At 36.3% G+C, this 15,668-nt stretch carries 9 protein-coding genes; 5 read left to right on the top strand and 4 right to left on the bottom strand.

The features are described from left to right. Nucleotides 1-180 precede the first annotated feature (180 nt). The 3 genes from ACP6PM_RS10515 to ACP6PM_RS10505 form a co-directional block, all read right to left on the bottom strand. Nucleotides 181-1,428, bottom strand: coding sequence for an FtsX-like permease family protein (locus ACP6PM_RS10515; RefSeq protein ID WP_426584354.1), 1,248 nt, complete (start codon nt 1,426-1,428; stop codon nt 181-183). A 1,739-nt stretch (nt 1,429-3,167) separates the two neighbouring features. Continuing rightward, complete coding sequence (locus ACP6PM_RS10510; protein WP_426584352.1) at nt 3,168-4,136, bottom strand: polysaccharide deacetylase family protein; 969 nt, start codon at nt 4,134-4,136, stop codon at nt 3,168-3,170. 707 nt (nt 4,137-4,843) lie between these two features. Further along, nucleotides 4,844-6,400, bottom strand: a complete 1,557-nt coding sequence (locus ACP6PM_RS10505; protein WP_426584351.1) for a bifunctional pantoate--beta-alanine ligase/(d)CMP kinase — start codon at nt 6,398-6,400, stop codon at nt 4,844-4,846. A gap of 1,703 nt (nt 6,401-8,103) precedes the next feature. Between ACP6PM_RS10505 and ACP6PM_RS10500 the strand changes: the two genes are divergently transcribed. After that, on the top strand, nt 8,104-8,229 hold the full coding sequence (locus ACP6PM_RS10500) for a hypothetical protein (RefSeq protein WP_426584349.1): 126 nt from the start codon (nt 8,104-8,106) through the stop codon (nt 8,227-8,229). Between the two features lie 56 nt (nt 8,230-8,285). Here the strand turns inward: ACP6PM_RS10500 and ACP6PM_RS10495 are convergent, their stop codons facing one another. Next, entirely contained in the window at nt 8,286-9,314 is a 1,029-nt protein-coding gene (locus ACP6PM_RS10495) for a septal ring lytic transglycosylase RlpA family protein (protein WP_426584348.1), read from the bottom strand. Nucleotides 9,315-9,529: 215 nt separating this feature from the next. Here ACP6PM_RS10495 and ACP6PM_RS10490 point away from each other — a divergent pair, with 215 nt between their 5' ends. The 4 genes from ACP6PM_RS10490 (at nt 9,530) to ACP6PM_RS10475 (ending at nt 15,549) form a co-directional block, all read left to right on the top strand. Further along, on the top strand, nt 9,530-9,709 hold the full coding sequence (locus tag ACP6PM_RS10490; RefSeq protein WP_426584347.1) for a hypothetical protein: 180 nt from the start codon (nt 9,530-9,532) through the stop codon (nt 9,707-9,709). Nucleotides 9,710-10,056: 347 nt separating this feature from the next. Further along, on the top strand, nt 10,057-11,052 hold the full coding sequence (gene purM, locus ACP6PM_RS10485; protein WP_426584398.1) for a phosphoribosylformylglycinamidine cyclo-ligase: 996 nt from the start codon (nt 10,057-10,059) through the stop codon (nt 11,050-11,052). 1,380 nt (nt 11,053-12,432) lie between these two features. Further along, the gene (locus ACP6PM_RS10480) at nt 12,433-14,226 is read left to right on the top strand and encodes an ABC1 kinase family protein (protein WP_426584345.1); all 1,794 of its coding nucleotides are present in this window, start codon (nt 12,433-12,435) and stop codon (nt 14,224-14,226) included. Between the two features lie 120 nt (nt 14,227-14,346). Continuing rightward, complete coding sequence (locus tag ACP6PM_RS10475; RefSeq protein ID WP_426584343.1) at nt 14,347-15,549, top strand: linear amide C-N hydrolase; 1,203 nt, start codon at nt 14,347-14,349, stop codon at nt 15,547-15,549. Nucleotides 15,550-15,668: the final 119 nt, after the last annotated feature.

Here is a 15,668-nt window from a genome sequence, read left to right as displayed (position 1 = left end):
GATTGCTATAATACCAATTTCATAAACTTAGGGTTACAGTCGATAGGAGTATTTCGACCCCTCACCTCTGTTTCAAAACCGGACGTGAGAGTTTCCAACTCATCCAGCTCCTAATAACAAAGGTTACTTCGAGGTGAGGTTCACATAAGAAATATTCTTTGGGGACAAGTCAAAATTCCCCTAAGCTTTAAATACGATCGCTGGATCGATGCGAGTTACTTTTTGAATTGCAAAGAAAGCTGAACCCACACACATCACAACAGTTATACCCAATACCCCTAACGCAGACCAAGGTGTAATCAAAATAATAATTCCCTTACTGGCCACCCAACCACTCAATCCTAAACAAACCAACATCCCAGGAATATAACCTAAAACTGCCATCCAAATTGCTTGCTCCACAATTACTGCATATAATTCTTTATCCGATGCGCCCATTGCTTTGAGGGTGCCAAACTCCTTAATATGGTCAGATACAGAAGAATACAAAATCTGAGCTACCACAACTATCCCCACAATTACACCTACCACTGCCCCCATTCCCAAAACTAAACCAATATTTGTTCGTGCTAACCAAAAAAATCTGGTTTTCTCAGATAATTCCTTTTTCGTATAAGCATTAGTAGCTGGCATTGCTGCTTCTATTCTTTGTTTCAAGACTTGTAAATCTTCACCTGGTTTAGCTTTAATTAATATATAAGCGATCGGGTCTGCTATTTCTAACTGTTTGGGTGTGGGTATTTCCTCTAACTTTTGAGTGGGGTCTTTTTTCTCCACTACTTTTGTACATTGGAGATTTCCTGCTCCTACTACTTTACAGTTCACTTCAGCGTTAATACCTGCACTAATGTAGCTGTTGGCATTTTCGAGGGATGTAAATAATAAGGTACTTGATACAATTGACTGAGTACCTTTGGTCACTGCCACTAATTTTGCTGGTAGGGAACCGGCGATCGCTGTTGTTCCTATTCCTTCAGAGAGCATACTGGATAACCTGCTTTGGTCGGCCATCACTGCAAAAGGTTCTTTTAGGTCTTTGAGGTTACCCTCAATGATATTTCCCGGATTGAATAGTTGTCCATTGGGGTTAAATCCAATTACCATTAATGGACTCATTTCTCCATTCTGAGGCCGCCATCTGACCGATCCTAAAATTAAAGCTTCTGCTTGCTGGACACCCTCTATAGTTTTGGCCTGGCTTAATTGGCCATACAGTAGGGGATCTGTCAGCTCGAAGTTAACCATTTCATCAGAGGCGATCCAAATATCTGCATTGGATTTGTCTATTAATAAGGTTGTGGAACGAGCAAACCCATTTAATATGCCTGTTTGAATTGTTACTAAGCTAACTGCAAATAATATTCCTGCTTGGGCTACTATAAACCGAGGAATATCTTCTAATAAATTTTTGCGAGCTATAGAAGCCATCTTGTTTGAGTCAAAAGTCCTATAGACAGGTGTATCAACAATATAACAATAGTGTATAATTCTGAATTTAGAATTTAGAATTCAGAATTTAGAGACTGTTTGTCAAACAAATATTAAATCCAGGTGTAGTCGGGTGTCTAGACTAAAATTGTAGGTTGAAAAAAACCTAATTCCCCAACCCCACAACTATCCCCCCTGCCCCCCTTTGAAAGCTATCCCTGATAAGGAACTCCTGAAAACCTTGTGGTCTGTGTGGGGGGTGTGGGAAGTGAGAATCTTGTCTGTAGTTCTCAAAAAAATTTCTAATTCAATACACTTTTCTCCAGAAAAAGCATCTCGAAGGCTAATACATAACTTGTATATTTTGTCAAATTTTATGTTCAGAAAGATGTTGATAAAGCATAGCTTTGAAAGGGAGGAGGATGGAAGGGGGGGAAATATTCTCTCCTCTCCTGCGAGGAGAGGAGTCGGGGGAGAGGTCTTCATTTCGACTTACCCAAAAAATAAAGCTAGACGCGCTAGTAGTGGACCGACACACCTAAAATAGTGCATTAGCTTTTTTCGTAATCACCCCATCACCCCATCCCCCCATTTTCTAATGCACAAAATTAGCTGTGTCAGTCTAGTAGTGGACTGACACACCTTTTTATCAAGTTTGGATAATTTTATTATTATCAGGACTTATGCAGGGGTATTATATACTATATATAGAGTGTAAAAACTGTGGCGCTATAGTTTTTAACACTACATAAATTGTCTGTGCGTAAGTCCTAATTATTAAGAGTCAGTAGTTATTATAGCTGATTTATCTAAACGTTGGTTGAAGACCCGCACTCTCCGGTCACGGGAGCGTCGTATGGGAAAACCAATCAATGTTGCGGTTTTCCTGCTGAGTTTACTATAGTAAATAGCTTAAGGCTGCTGAGATAGTAGTTTCAGCGCCAGTCGTTCATGGGGGAGACCCCAAGACCGCCCTGGCAAGTGTTTAGGAGCGACCGTAAGACCGGAAAGAGGCTAGACCTTGGAGGCAGGTGCATTATTTTGCTGCGGGACATGAAAAGCCCAGCTCCTCTGCAAGAGGCAGCAGAAAGCCCCTATCAGCGATGTTTCGCTGCGCGACATGAAAAGGGAATCCCGCGTTGTCGCGTAAGCTCAACGTTGGGAGGATGTCTAATAGTAAATATTAATAGGCTGATTAATAGGCTGAATTACTACATAGGTAATACAATATAGCAATCCTATTTTATTTGTGTATAAAAATTTTACCGCTTTTAGGAAACGCTTAACTAGGAAAACTTAACTGGTTGGAGTTTCAGTTTTTTTTATCTACTTTTTGATTACCCGCAACCTATGCGCGGATTGCTATATCAATTTCATAAAATTAGGACTTACGCAGAGACCATGTATGTGGTGTTAAAAACTGTATCGCTATAGTTTTTCCACTCTATATCTATATATAGTACCAATGCGTAAGTCCTGAAAATATTGCTACAGTCATTTGATATGGTGGTAAGAATTTAGAGATTAATGCTGTAACGACTTTTTTTGAATTTGGTATTAGACTTTTCCTGCGGGATGCTGCACAAACAGCTAAGTTTACAAATTAGCTCTTCGTAAGGTAGATTTTTAATCTCTAAATCCTTACACAACTGATTCAGTTGAAACTTGTTTCCACAATTGCTTGAGGTTGAATCACCATACTCTTAAACCTAAGACATACAAGCTACAAACTCCTTTAATTATTGCTTTTTATTTTGTTGTTTTGCTAACTCTTCCTGATGTAATTCTCTATCTTTAATTGTTAGAAGTTCTGGTATTGTTACAAATTCATAACCTTGCTTTTTCAAACCAGCAATAATATTGGGTAGAGCTTTAACAACATGACCTCTTGGACCACCACCATCATGTAGCAAGACAATTCCACCATTACTTGCTCTATTCAAAACTTTTTTGGTAATTTCTGGAGCAGATCTATAATACCAGTCAACAGAATCAGCAGACCACAAGACTACAGTGTGTTTCCGTTCTTTCGCATAGTCAGCTAAACCATTAACTAGGACACCACCAGGAGGCCGAAATAGGTTAGTAGTCCTACCTGTGATTTTGTATATAAGATCTGCTGTACGTCCAATTTCACTTTTGATGCGGTCTGGATTCATTTTACTCTTTTTAGAAGGGTGGTTCCATGTGTGATTAGCAATAACGTGACCTGCTTCTACAATTTTTTTGCCTATTTCTTGACGTACGTTTAAATGTTGGCCGACTACGAAAAAAGTTGCTTGAATGTTATGTTTTTTCAGAATATCTAATATTTGTTCTGTCGTTTTGTTCCATGGACCGTCATCAAAAGTTAAGGCAATAACTTTTTGTTTGTTTTTCAGAGTAATATTTTTAACTGTTTTTCCTTGAAACCTTTTTGGCACACTAAAATTAAAGGTTTTTAATTCTAATTCCCTGAGTTTCTGTCGAGTTGTATTAATGTTTTTGGCAAGGACGGAACTAATTTTAATTACTTCTAATTGGTTTTCTTTGTTATTTGCTGGTTGATTAATTGTATTTGTAGTTACTGCTGTGCTTGCTGTTGTTGTTGCTTGTGGGTTCGCCCATATATCTAGGGGGAGTAGAATCCCTATTAAAAAACTGCCACTAGCTGCGATGATTGTTGCTAATGATTTTCCTTGCCTAGATAATACATTTAAGTTTGTCATTTTTTTCTATTTTCTACAGATATTTGAAATTTACTGAATTATTCATAAATTTTGAAAAGTTAATTTTTTTTCATTTTTGGGAGGATTATAAGTAGATTAAGCTCAAAAAAGAGGTTGGATATTTAGGCTTCAAGAAGTCATAAATCATAAGTGTTTTAGCTCCGCATTCTGCCGGAAAGTCAGAATTTAAAGTTAGTGGGAGATTGTTACTAGTAACTAATTTTCCACCGCTAAAATGAAATCTATAGCCGGAGTCTTAAACTCTATTTATCCATCTATAAGTAGAAAGTTTTAACCGAAAATTATAATAGAAAAAATTTCTGATTTATGACTTCCTATTCATGACTTCGAGTGCAGCGATAAAACGCCTTAAGGTATTTATATAACTGACTAGCCAATTTACGTTTGATACATAACTTAAAAAATCAATCGCGTTCTACTTACTTTCATTATTACTATTTAAGTAATAGCCCCTTTAATATTATTAAAAATATATATAATATTTTTATTTATTTGTCATAATTTTTTTCTCCTGACTTGAATTTAACTAATCTTATTTCCCGAATAATTAATAATTATTAATTAAATAATTCACCCTTTAAAGCCTTCCCCCATAGGGGAAAAAAAGTGCTAGGATATTTCCTTATATTCAATCAAGAAAGGTTTTATCCATTATCCATTAATGAATCAGTATTTTCTGGAGTTACTCAAATGTTTTGTTTGTATATATCGACAATTTTTTGAGTAACTTCAGCTATGCTTAAACCATCTGTGCTAATTTCAATAGCATCTGAAGCTTTTCGCAAGGGAGAAATTTCCCGGTTACTATCTTTTTTGTCACGACGAATAATATCTTTTTCTACTTCTTCTAAGCTGATGTTGGTTTGACCTTTCTGCTGTAACTCTAGTAGTCGCCGTCGCGATCGCTCTGTTACGGAAGCTGTTAAAAAAATCTTCAATTCAGCATTCGGAAATACATGGGTACTAATATCTCGTCCTTCTGCTACTATCCCTCCTTTAGTTCCAAATTTTTGTTGTTGTTTTACCATAAAATACCTGACAGTAGGCTGGGCTGCAATAGCTGAAACATTATTTGTAATTTCCCTACTCCGAATTTCTACTGTGACATCCTGGCCATTGATGATGACATGGTTATTTTCTGGCCCATTAAAGCTAATTTTGCATTGACTGACTAATTCTGCTATTTGGGCCTGGTCTTCAACTGGCACACCAGCTTGTAATACCATCCATGTTACGGCTCGATACATTGCCCCTGTGTCCAAGTACAAAAGTCCTAGATTTTGTCCTACTAATTTGGTGACTGTGGATTTACCAGCACCAGCAGGCCCATCAATGGCAATTATAGGTTTACGGTTTCTCAAGAGTATATTATCTATTAAACGGCAAGGTCCAACATCAGCAGCGATCGCTAATAAGCCTATATTTTGAATATTTTCTAAAGGTTGTAAACTGTCAGGGTCAACTATTTCCAAATACTCTAGTTTTACTGTTGGTTGAGACGCTAATTTTTCTTTAACAGCATTTTTGACTTTTTTGAGAATATTTGGTGTATCTCGATTCTCTAAAAATATTTGTCTACCATGACAAAGAGAAGTATAAAGTATGGAAGCTTGTTGTTTTTGTTCAGGAGTTAAATATTGATTGCGAGAACTAATAGCTAATCCTGAAGCTTCGCGAATTATTGGGCAAGAAACAATATTAATTGGCAAACTGAGGTCTTTAACTAATTGCTTAATAATTGCTAACTGTTGAGCATCTTTTTGACCAAAATAAGCATTATTTGGCTGAACTAAATTCAATAATTTAGTGACAATTGTTGCCACTCCCTGAAAAAAATCAGGTCGAGAAACTCCACACATAATTGATGTCATGTGAGATGGAGGAACAACTGTAGTTGTATGATTTTGAGCTTGAGTAGATAACTCATTTTCCATACCCATTATTTTAGGAGTAGGAGCAAAAATTACATCTACTCCTTCTTTCTGACAAAATTTTTTATCTACTTCTAATTGTCGAGGGTATTGTTGAAAATCTTCTGTAGGAGCAAACTGTAAAGGATTAACAAAAATACTGACAACCGTAATTTTATTCTCTTCTCTTGCACGTTTAATTAAGCTTAAATGTCCTTCGTGTAAAGCTCCCATTGTCGGAACTAAACCGATAGTATAGGGAGATTTTTGCTGCTCAGTTTGTAGTAAATTTAAATAGCAGCGCAAACCTGCAATAGTGGTAAATAAACGCATTTTTTTTTGACAAATATAATAAGTTATAAATCAGAAGTCTGTTATCAAAATAATATGGGTCTAAAACCCCGCCTTTTAAGGCGAAATATTTTTGGAGCGGGGCTTAAATCCCCGTTACAAAAATCACTGTCTTGAGTGTGTCTTACATTCTGAGGAGACCTCAGAATTACACACTCGCTTCTGACTTCTGACTTCTGACTTCTGACTTCGTTAAACCAATTACCATGAATTTTTCAATACTTAAATTTTCTATTTCTAAATATTATTTTTTCGAGCAAATACTCGATATTTCCTAACTTTGGTTATGAAGGAAAGTTATTTTTGCCAGCTTCCAAGTATAGGAAGACTTTTGAGAATTGGTATTAGCTGTGCAAACGAGCAGACCAATCAAACCGATGTATGTTTTTTTTGGTAGTGGTGTACAAGTAGTTATATCCTAAAAAAAGTCAAGTATTCAAGGGAATACTATCTCTTTGAAACTAATAATTTAAGGTACTTTATGTTTCCTGTTGCCAGTTAATTGTTCCCTACCTCTACCATAAATCACTACATCTACAAAACCAGCGTTTTTTTTAATTGAAATCTTTTATTTATAGCAATTCCTATACTGTTAAGGTACAAAATTCGTTTGTTTGAGAGAATAGGAAATAGAATATACAGCGAATTCCACTGTGGTGAAGTACACCCTAAAGCGGGCAATATGCCCGCACTTGCATTCATTTAATTGTTAATATCTGTACTTCATGTACTTGGAATCTGCTGTAAATAAATATCGGTGTACTTCATTAGCCTCATAAATGCTATATTATGATGTCCGATTAAATAGTTATAAATTAATTGCGTAAGAACATTACCAGTCCTAAAAAAGAAAGTAAAGGATAGTAAGGAATAGAATTTTTTTTAATCGCTAATTATCCGGATACGATATTATCAACTATTCACTCTGAGGCAAAGTTGAACAGATTAAGATGTTAAATATTTCAACTATGATTAGGAATTATGAATTAGCTGATAGGTTAAAAGCCTTTTTCTCTTTACCGAAAAACTAAGGTTAAAAGCCTCTCCTAGGATGGGATGGTGTTTAGCTAACGCACAACGCGCGTTAACGCTTCGCGACATGAAAAGCTCAGCAGCTTTGCAAGAGCGGGTTTCCTCGCCATATCCAATCAACCAAGAGAAGAAAAAATTTTCCTTTTAACCAATCCTCTTCTTTTTAAAAAGAGGTAATTATTAATTATTAATTGTTAATTATTAATTATTAATTATTGAACTACATCCTTTCCACTTATTTGAATTTAACTATTTTTTTGAATCAAGTATAGAGAATAGCAGAAAATAAATTATCCCAATTTTTGTAATCTATCGTTACTAGCTACTTCCTACTCCCTTACTTTTTCAATTTATTCTCTACTTCCTACTCCCTTACTTTCATCAGAATGGGATAATTTTTTATTTGGAACTCCCATAATACAATCCATGTCAAAAAAATGTTAAAAATAATCGGATCAGATGGTAGGAAACTTAATTTCCAATTCTGATAACATGAAGATTTACTTACCGAAAAATTGTGGTCTAAAGCCTCGCCTTGGATAGGGGATAAAAAAAGAGAATATTCCTTATGTCAAGCCTCCTTATTGCAGAGTTACTGTTAACGCAGTTCCTCCGATAGGAGGCTAACTGATAACTGATAACTGATAACTAAAATGACTACCCAATACCTAAATGTTTTTTCTAGTAAACATTTATCAGACCTGATATTAAAATCTAAAAAAATAGAGGAAAAGATAGACTTTTCCCCATCCCAATTTTTGGTAATTACCACCTTCTGAATCATCTGATTAATCAATTGAACATAAAGCCGATCGCCTATCACCTCAAACCTTATTTACGATCCACGAGATTCGATAACTTCTACTTTGACAGGAGCAACTCCACTTTGAATCATACCTAAAATACGAGCCGCAGCAGATGATACATCAATAACTCTACCTGGAGTAAATGGACCACGGTCATTAATCCGTACAATGACTGAACTACCATTCTTTAGATTAGTCACTCGTACTTTTGTCCCAAAAGGTAGAGTTTTATGAGCAGCAGTCATTGCATATTGATTAAAACGCTCACCACTGGCACTTAAACGACCATGAAATCCAGGGCCATACCAAGATGCCCAACCTTTAAATTGGAAAGTAATTGGTCCAACAGCAACTTTTTGTGGTTCCGGTTGTGTTTTAGGTTTTGGTTTACCTGCTATTTCTTTTAAAGGAGGAGCATTATTAACTTGTCGCCGTAGGCGGTTAGTTGCTTGTAAAGTATCTGTTGCTAAGTCGTTGGTAGTATCTGGCAGAATAGTTTGCTCATTTATTTCTACTAACTTTTGCTCATTGACCAAAATCATGTAACCTTCTCTGTTTGCATCCCACTTTGCTGTAATGTCTAGATTGGGACTTTCCTGAATAAGTTGATTTAGTCGGGAGGCAACTACTGATGCTCGCCATACGGAATCTTTTTGTTGGTGTGAATTGTAAGATTGAGTCGCTACTTTCACCGAAGAGTCTGAAGTTTGATTATCAGCCTTCTTGTTAGTTTTCTGAGAGTCAAGAAAAGTAAGAACTGGTATATTACGAACATACAGAGTTGCAGCTTGGCGACCAACCAGTTCATGGGCTAGAATTTTAGTAAAGGTATTTTGCCCTTCTTGTGTGTTTGACTGGTATTCTCCAACTTTTAGAACATCTGTTTCCCTATTGGCAATGGCTTTATTTGAATTATCATTTGTTTCTAAACTTCTGTCTATTGGTTCGTTCGCCTGATAAATTTTGCCTTCCTGGAGAGTATTGGCATAACCATAGGCTACACCGACACTAGAAAATATCAGGAAAGTAGTAAGACCAGTCCAAATTTGGAGCTTCATAAACTTATTTTTTTAGTAGCACTCGTTGAGTTGGATTTACCTTAGATATAGTCCAGCAATGACTATTCCGGATAACTCAGACTCTTCGATGTTTAAGTATTATTAAGGAACTGCAATAGGTTATCACAAACTTTGAAAATTGGGAACCAAATCTTAAAAATTTTTTGGTTGATTTTCTACAAACAACGCTGATGGTAGACTTATAGAAACTAGACATGGTTAAAAAAAGGGGGGCTTGTAACTGTTGGCTAAAATCTGGTATTATCTATAATTTGAGCTGCGACCGAGACTTAAATGCAGCATTAAATTTAGCTATGGCGGGTAGTTCGCCCGTGACAGCTTGTGGACTGGATGACGCCGACGTTGCCAGAATGAAGCAAGAATGGAACAGATAATCATAGATTTCTATAGATTATCGTAGGTTTCTAAGAACGGATGTGCAGATTGCTTTTGCCAGAAAATAATCTTCAGGAAATGGGGTTGCATATTCACGGGATGAATTGTAGGTTTGGAGAAAGAGGAAGTACAAGAAGGATTACCTTTTCTGCAAAGATTCATCCTTTGATTCAGCAATGCCGAGGAAATAGTTCTTTGTATAGCAGAACTCACAACTGACAACTCACAACTCAGAATTTAAATTATTGCTGTGACTAAATTTTAGGGTTTGAGAATGTCCTAACCACCGTGGTGACTGCTGTATTTTGTTTTCTAGAACACAATCAAAGTTTTGGTCTAAGACATGATGGATTATAAAGAAGCTGGTGTTGATGTTGAAGCTGGTCGTGAATTTGTTAATAATATTCGCAATATGGTGATTAGTACCCACCGACCAGAAGTTTTAGGAGGGTTAGGTGGGTTTAGTGGATTGTTTGCTTTACCAAGTGGTTACAAAGAACCTGTTTTGGTTTCTGGTACTGATGGTGTGGGTACAAAATTAAAACTAGCAAATACTCTGAATTTTCATCATACTGTTGGTATTGATTTGGTTGCTATGTGTGTCAATGATGTATTGACATCGGGGGCGGAACCTCTATTTTTTTTGGATTATTTGGCAACAGGAAAATTAAATCAACAACAGTTAACTGAAGTGGTTTCTGGTATTGCAGAAGGATGTCGTTTGGCGGGGTGTGCTTTAATTGGGGGAGAAACTGCAGAAATGCCTGGTTTTTATCCACCTGGTGAGTACGATCTGGCTGGTTTTTCTGTAGGAATAGTGGAAAAAAGTTTGATTTTGGATGGGTCTCAGGTAAAAGTAGGTGATGTGGCAATTGGATTAGAAAGTAGTGGAATTCATAGTAATGGTTTTAGTTTGATTAGAAAGATTATTGACGAATGCAATATTTCTCTACAAGATAGCCCAGATTTTTTGGAGCAAAAAAGTTTGGGAGAGGCGTTATTAACTCCAACAAAAATTTATGTTAAACCAATTTTAGCAGCACAACAATCTGGCTTAGATATTCATAGTATGGCTCATATTACTGGGGGTGGTTTACCAGAAAATTTACCTCGTTGTTTACCAGAGGGAATGTTTATTGATATAGATAGAAATAATTGGGAAATTCCTCCTATTTTTAGGTGGATTTCGGAAGTTGGTAATGTGGATGAGGAGGCGATGTTTAATACTTTTAATATGGGGATTGGTTTTGTAGTTTTAGTGTCACAAAATCAGGTAGAAATGGCAATTAATTTTTTTGTTTCTCAGGGAATAAAATCTTATTGTTTGGGTGAAGTTAATTAGTTTTTGATAATACATTGAGGAGATTATAGCTTGGGATTTATTATGGGAGCTTAGGCGATAGTGCTACCGTTTCCTGTAGCGATCATCAAGACAAAATATTTTCTAAATTATGAAGACAGATTAAACTTTCATGTCTAGGGAAAATCAAACCTTTCAATTATCCTTTTATATCCCGATTGTCCCAAATAAGTCTCATATCATATCTGTCTAAATAGTCATTGTAAAGTCCACAAGCATTCAAAATTTTAAGCAGTTTTTAGGATGGGAATTCTAGGGTATAATAGATTTTTATTCAGTTGCAGCGATCGCTATTTAACTAAGCAGGTAAACAAAATAAATTACACATTGAGCGAAGCTGAAATTATTACTGTGTAAATATCACTGGTTTCAACAATTAATAATTAAATAATTCTGGTTTAAAGCCTCCCCTTGGATAGGGGAAAACAAAGACAATATTCCTTATATTCAATTCCCGTACGGTTTTAACCAGAGGTAATTATCAATTATCCATTATCAATTATCCATTATCCATTAATGAACTCTCCTTTAAAAAAAGAGGATTGACTCAAAGGAAAATTTTTTCTTGTTTTTCCTTTAAAGGAGAGGCTTTAAAGCTTAATTATTCGGTAAATAATTCTGTGTAGGTGCTTATATTTGATATAATAATGTGTTTAGCTTAAATACTTATCAATAATAGGTAATAGGAAAAATAACTAGAGATTAAATTTTACCTGATATACTTTTCTACTTGAAAAATAGTCTAAATCTAATCTATCTAATTTTTTATACAGCGCTTTTCAATTTGATGAACCACATCGTCACAACCAAAACCCAGTAGGGACCTTCCATGGAAAGTCCCTACTTTGGTCTACCGAAATGAAAACCGCTGTAAAGAAAATGTAAAATATACTAATTAATATAGTATTATAATCTCAGAATATAGACTGAAAAAAATATTGATTAAAGAGAAAGAGATAGTTTACTATTTATATATGCAGATAAACTAAGTTTATATATTAGCCTATATGGCTGTAGAAAAAGTTATTTTACTTGCTCAATCTGGTCTAGTTAATTCTAATATCTTTGACGAAAAATTATGTCTGAGTATTAAGTAAGTAAGCGTTAAAAATTATCCTGATGACAAGGCACAATCAGAAAAGTTTGTTTTGCAGTTTATTACTTTAGATGTAACTTGTCTATAGTTTAATACTCACCAAATTCTGTTGTGAATATTTTTTTAGCTGTCTTAAATCCTGAGTGCTTTTGATGTAAAATTGGAGTAATTTTTTTGATATTTTAATCATCAGTAAACCTAATAATTATCCTGCTGAAATGAAAAGATTACACCATTGATAAACAGTTTATCGGTATAGTTAAAAGATGATCAATAAGAAGTATATCCCTACACCTATAATTGAGAAAAAAAACCGAAAAAAAGTAAAGGTAGTAGAGAATCTGGAGAGCCGTCGCTTATCAACCCCCTATGTTGTTTGGCGATTCATAGTTTATTTTGCAAGAATACAATTTCGCAAATTTACTGGTAAGTCAGATCTGCAAAAAACAGCGACCCAATTACGAGAAATCTTTGAAGAGTTTGGTGGTTTTTGGGTAAAAGCAGGTCAGATACTAGCACTACGAACAGACCTTTTTCCGCAGGAGGTATGCGATGAATTACGAAGTTTGCAATATGAAGCTGTTGGGTTTCCTTTTGAGATAGCACGGTCAACTATTGAATCAGAATTGGGATCCCCTATAAATAAAATCTTTGAGAGTTTTGATGAGCAACCTCTGGCAGCTGCCTCTATTGCTCAAATTCATAGGGCAGTTTTGCTGAAAAAGAAAGATAAAAAGAAAAAGAAAATTTCTGTAGTTGTTAAGGTTCAGCGTCCTGGTTTGGCAGATGCTTTCAAGCGAGATTTAGATCTAATTAAGGTTTTTGTTAATTTCTTAGTATCTTTAAATGTTGCTACTTATCTGCGCTGGGATGAGTTTGTAGCAGAACTGGACAAGACTTTCACGGAAGAATTGGATTTCCGCTATGAAGCTGCTAATGGTCGTCGCATGAAAAAGAACCTCAAACTCCATAAAATATATGTTCCAGCAGTATATCAGAAATATTGCAAACGCAGAGTTTTGGTAATGGAATTTATAGACGGTGTTTTGATGTCCGACTATATTAAGACATTACTGAGCGATCGCGCCAGAGTAAAGCGCTGGGATGATGAAAACGATGTAGATCGCAAAGAAGTTGGCGAAAAGCTCTACGTATCGCTATTACGACAAATTTTTGAAGATAATCTTTATCATGGAGATTTACACCCTGGTAATATAATTTTGTTACGCAAAAGCAAGTTTGTATTAATTGATTTGGGAAGTACGGGAACTCTGGACACAGAATTGAGAAAAATTTATTTGAGTTATGTAAATGCTCTGTCAGAGGGGGATTTTACTAAAGCTTCTGATTATCTTATCCGGTTAGGTGTAGATGTTCCAAAAGCCAACATTTCTAGAGTAAGAGTGGAGATGGCTCGTGGATTTGATTCTTGGTCAGCTAAATCTGAACTCAAGGGATTATCATATCGGGAAAAGTCCTTAGGTGGGGCTACTCAAGAAGTGAATAATGTAATCTTTGGGTACAAAATACCAACTAACTGGACATTTTTGAAAGTTACTAGGTCTTTCTTCGCATTAGATGGCTCACTCCAATATCTCGTGCCAGAACTAAATACATTCAAGATTATCAAAAAGTACAATAAGGAAGCCGATCGCCGTGCTTTGATTAATAGTCTGCGTCCTGAGAATATCAGGGCATCGCTTCAGAAGTTATCGGATACTGTTAGTCAGTATAACGATCTGATTCTGCCTCAAGTCCGACAACAAACTGTACCTTTTGAGTTAACAGTTAACAGATCTGCTATGACGTTGGCATTGATTTTGCGTACTTTGTCATCTGTATTGCTGATGGGTGGGTTTGGAACATTATATGCCTTCCTCTATCAGCAATATTTTGAGATTATTCAACCTATTAATGTTGAAGTTGTTGATGAAGTTGTGAGACAGTTGCCATACATACCATATTTAGAATGGGTAGGCATATTAATTGCTGGGGGATTAACTTTCAGGATTTTATTAGCTTGTGTAAATATCCTGGAGCGTAAGGAGTTTGGTAATTAGAAAAATTTATTAATTTTCTTAATTAGATAACAATAAAATATTGATTTAAGTGAGAATGAGTATGTTATGGTTTTACTGTCATGGGTAAATAATCCAAGACATTAAGCAGGATTAAACTTAATGAAGAAGCCGAATTTTATGAAGAAGCTAGCAACTATATTTGTTGTACTCATTACCATCCTGTCCATGGCAGTGATGCCAGCAGCTCAGGCTTGTAGTCGGTTAGTCTACCAAGGTAGTTCAAACGGAGCAATTACTGCGCGCAGTATGGACTGGCTTAACCAACCCGATGCTAAACTCTGGGTATTTCCGAAAGGCATGGAGCGCGATGGTGGGGCTGGTGAAAACTCCATCACATGGACTTCAAAATATGGAAGTATCATTACCTCAAGCTATGACATAGCCACTGTTGATGGTATTAACGATCAAGGTCTTGTTGTCAATCTCCTCTTTTTGGTAGATACGGATTATGGTGATATTGAATCAGGTGAGAAAACCTTATCAGTTGGAGGCTGGGGTCAATATGTCCTTGATAATTATGCAACTGTTGAAGAGGCAGTCACAAAACTGGAAGAAAAACCCTTCCAGGTCGTCACAGCAACCATTGAAGGTCTCGAAAAGCTAAGACCTGGCTCCATGCCCGGCATACTTCTAAAAAATCAAGAGTTTAGAGAGTCGAACTTTGCACTTCACATGTCCCTCTCAGATCCAAGTGGGGACTCAGCGATCATTGAATACATTGGAGGTAACCAAGTAATTCATCATGGTACTGAATACAATGTACTGACCAACGACCCGACCTTCGACCAACAGCTTGCTATCAATAGCTATTGGGAATACCTCTACACAACAAATAATCTGTTGGGAGAAGAGAAGGCGGTTACAAGTAAGTTTTTTCTGCCAGGGACTAACAGTGCCTCTGATCGGTTCGTCCGGGGTAGCTATTACTTGAAAGAAATGAACAATCTGTTGAATCAGGTGATAACTGGAGTGAAGAGGAATCGGCGGAATGAGTTGGCTGCAGCATTGGGCATCATCCGCAACGTTTCCGATCCTCTTGGTTTGGCTAGTTTCGCCTTGAGCACTACCCAATGGCGGACTCTTGCGGATCAAAAGACAGACAGTCTCGCTTACTTTTTTGAATACACCAAGAATCCGAGTCTTGTCTGGCTTAAGATTAACAATCAGAACCTTGAAGAGGGTGCACCTGTGAAGGTACTCAAAAATGATGATATTATTTCTGGGGAATTAGCAGGCGAGGTATCACAAGATTTATATGCGGAAGAACCCTTCTCCTGGGATATATCCTCTATCATGGACTGATGATTCTTTGTAGATTTTTGATTACTGAATAATCAGGGGACAACCTTTGATATCCTCCCCTCAATCTTGCAGTTTTTCCAATAGTTTGCTTTAGTACCTAAAGGCTGCTGGGCTAGCAG

Origin of the sequence: Dapis brunnea BLCC-M229 (assembly GCF_050015995.1) — a bacterium.
Lineage (GTDB): Bacteria > Cyanobacteriota > Cyanobacteriia > Cyanobacteriales > Microcoleaceae > Trichodesmium.
This window is presented reverse-complemented; position numbering and strand designations above follow the sequence as displayed.

Excerpts from the sequence above, each read along its gene's own strand:
- ACP6PM_RS10490 (WP_426584347.1), top strand. The coding sequence starts at position 9,530 with ATGGTTAAAAAAAGGGGGGCTTGTAACTGTTGGCTAAAATCTGGTATT.
- ACP6PM_RS10510 (WP_426584352.1), bottom strand. The coding sequence starts at position 4,136 with ATGACAAACTTAAATGTATTATCTAGGCAAGGAAAATCATTAGCAACA.
- ACP6PM_RS10515 (WP_426584354.1), bottom strand. The coding sequence starts at position 1,428 with ATGGCTTCTATAGCTCGCAAAAATTTATTAGAAGATATTCCTCGGTTT.
- ACP6PM_RS10475 (WP_426584343.1), top strand. The coding sequence starts at position 14,347 with ATGAAGAAGCCGAATTTTATGAAGAAGCTAGCAACTATATTTGTTGTA.
- ACP6PM_RS10480 (WP_426584345.1), top strand. The coding sequence starts at position 12,433 with ATGATCAATAAGAAGTATATCCCTACACCTATAATTGAGAAAAAAAAC.
- ACP6PM_RS10500 (WP_426584349.1), top strand. The coding sequence starts at position 8,104 with ATGACTACCCAATACCTAAATGTTTTTTCTAGTAAACATTTATCAGAC.
- ACP6PM_RS10495 (WP_426584348.1), bottom strand. The coding sequence starts at position 9,314 with ATGAAGCTCCAAATTTGGACTGGTCTTACTACTTTCCTGATATTTTCT.
- purM (WP_426584398.1), top strand. The coding sequence starts at position 10,057 with ATGGATTATAAAGAAGCTGGTGTTGATGTTGAAGCTGGTCGTGAATTT.
- ACP6PM_RS10505 (WP_426584351.1), bottom strand. The coding sequence starts at position 6,400 with ATGCGTTTATTTACCACTATTGCAGGTTTGCGCTGCTATTTAAATTTA.